Annotated in this window: 3 protein-coding genes; all 3 read right to left on the minus strand. The window is 46.0% G+C overall.

Annotated features, from left to right (window positions below; translation table 11 throughout):
• The coding region (locus ABD915_RS09285; protein WP_345117619.1) for a phage tail sheath C-terminal domain-containing protein at window positions 1-1,204 on the minus strand (1,204 nt) is incomplete at its 3' end.
• 175 nt (window positions 1,205-1,379) lie between these two features.
• A complete protein-coding gene (locus ABD915_RS09290) occupies window positions 1,380-1,622 on the minus strand; it encodes a hypothetical protein (RefSeq protein WP_345117615.1) in 243 nt (80 codons plus the stop codon).
• Window positions 1,623-1,631: 9 nt separating this feature from the next.
• On the minus strand, window positions 1,632-2,668 hold a 1,037-nt coding region (locus ABD915_RS09295; protein ID WP_345117617.1), incomplete at its 5' end, for a Bgr_08870 family protein.

Below are 2,668 nucleotides of genomic sequence, written 5' to 3' on the forward strand. Positions count from 1 at the left end.
GCCGATTAAAGTAAGCACCATTGCGCCGGCTTCCAAAGCTTAAATCTTCGAGAGGGGGGACTTCTTCTGCATCAAATTCCACCCGCAATTTTCCCAATTGCAAATTGCTGTTTGAATTCAAATCACGGTCAAACCAAACCCGCCCCCCTAAAAGCGCACCGCGCGCAATCATATCATCAAGAAACTGTGTAAGGCTGCGGGTAATGGCAATGACATGTTGACCGGTCAGATTCTCGTCATTCGCCCAAGGGCGTAAATTGTTAATGATGGTTTTCTCCAAGGCTGCGCGGGTGCGTACCACATTGACAAAGCGCCAGAGTGGATCACTGGAGGTGGTGTGATTGCCCCATAAAATGCGTCCATTGGCAGCCATTTGCCCATGCGCATTTTGGCTAAGGCGGGCGGGAATAAAGGTGGCAATATCGGCTTTATTGAGACGATTAGCCTCATGATCAATTTCCCCATCAAAATAGCTAATGGGGCGCGCTGTGCCTAAAATACCTTTAACATCTTGGTTGGAGGGAGACCAAAAAACACCTCCCTTTTGTTTGTCCCGTTTGATAAACATGGCTGCCACAAAGGGGCTTGCGGGTTTTATACTAAAGCCCCCCTCACTATCTGCTACCCGCACAAAGGGATCAATCAGATAACAAAAGCGTGAGGAAAAATCTGCGCGATAGGCAAGGCTTTCTTCCGTATTTTTCCCCCCCGTATCAAACACGGTAATCGCTTGCAGCTTTTCTGCCACTTGTTCCAAGGCATCTGCCACGGGGTTTTTGCCATTATCAAGGCGCCCTGCACTATAAGCTGGTGCCAGTAAAATCCCAGGTTCCACACCTAAATGCCCTCTAGCATGCGCTAGAGCATGAACACCGGTCAAAGCCGTATTGGACCCTACCATTTCGGCTTGTGTCTCAGCAATGGTTGACTTTTCTTCTACCCGCACAAGGATCACTTGTGCTTCGATCCCTTGCGCACGCACGGCATTGATAACATCAAGGGCTGTTCCTCTTCTCCCAAGCTTTTGGATTTTCTCTGTCTCATGGGTAAAGACCAACACGGGCTCGTTAAGGGGATAGGTCTGTGCATCCGCATCAGGGGCTGTAACAACCGCCCCAATGGCGGTTTGGCTAAACATCTCCAAAGGGCGAGAAGCTTGACCATCTTCAATGAGGCGAATACCATGATTAAATTCTGTTGCCATTTTGCTCTCCAAATCAATGAAGAGACAATAACAAGCATCACCATGCTCCATAAGCCTGACACTGTCAGTCAAAAAAGTTCTTTAAAAGGGCTTTGAAAGAGTTCTAAAAAGGGCTTTAAAGATCACACGAGTCTTTAAGCTTTTATACAACAAGCATTCCTATAACTTAGCTTATTTACCTTTTTTGTGGCTCCCCTATAGGGGGCTCTACGATTGCGTCTTTCGCTGCTAGTTGCGTAAATGCGGATTGTTTTTTGTTTTCATCCAACAAGGGAGGAGAGAACACTCCATCTTTATAAATCCAGCCAATTTGCGCTTCACTGGAGGGGATAGCCTCACCATCAAAGGCGTGAACATAATTCTCAGATGCAACAATAATGTTTGTTACCACACCATTTTCAACAACTGCATATTCCATCAATACCTCCTAGATAAAAAATTTCAACAATACTGCGCCATTCCCGCCATCACCACTATTATAATTTTCTGCATCCTTTCCAGGAAAATAACCGCCGCCACCGCCACCAGCGTCAGCTTGATTACGACCACCTCTGCCCCCTTTTCCACCTTTGTCACTTTCACCGCCACAGCCGCCGCTGCCATTACTAGATCCGCCACCGCCACCAGCACCACCAAAAAGAGAGTTTCCGCCGTTACAGCTTCCGCCATTTCCACCATTACCGCCAGAAAAAATAAAGTTTTGCATGTCGGAGTAGCCTCCTGTTCCTCCTGCTCCTACTGTTTTGGTAACTCCGCTACCCTGAGAGCCTATACTCCCACCATTGGCAATGAGAACGCCTTCAATAATCGTTGCACCTCCACTACCATTTTTACCCCCACGACCAATTTGGATATTTTTTGCTTTTCTAAACTGAGCTCCTTTGATTTTTACGCGGACACATTGTCCTCCACCGCCTCCACCTCCACCGTAGTAGGTATATGTGGTACGACCGTTATAAGTATTTTTTAACCAACCTCCAGTTCCTCCACTGCCGCCGCCCCCCCATGCCCATATTTCTACATTTGTGTCATCAGTGACACCTTCAGGAAAAGGTATAGGACCACTTTCTGTCATAAGAATTTCAATTGGTTTTTTGACTAATGAAGCTATTAATTTATCCACTTGTGACTTGGTATAAACAGCTTCACCATCAATTTTCAGCGGTCCTTTCAACATACTTCCGCTTGCACTTAAACGTGTCACCACTTCACCATTATGGATAAGGCTAAACGACGAATTACCCAACAGCTCAAAACCGCCACTCATGGTGACTTTGCTGGTAAATTTATTATAATTCTGCCATTCATTTGGGTTTGCTAGGCGTCCATAGCTTGTCAGATCTTCATTAATCTTGGTTCTAAAGTCATCCAATCCAACAATATCTTCTGTTTTATGTTGATGGGTGCCTAATAAGGAAACGGCACTGCCAAAGGTAAAATGATTGTTGCCTGCTTTATAGAGCA

Origin of the sequence: Bartonella jaculi (assembly GCF_039543045.1) — a bacterium.
GTDB lineage: Bacteria > Pseudomonadota > Alphaproteobacteria > Rhizobiales > Rhizobiaceae > Bartonella > Bartonella jaculi.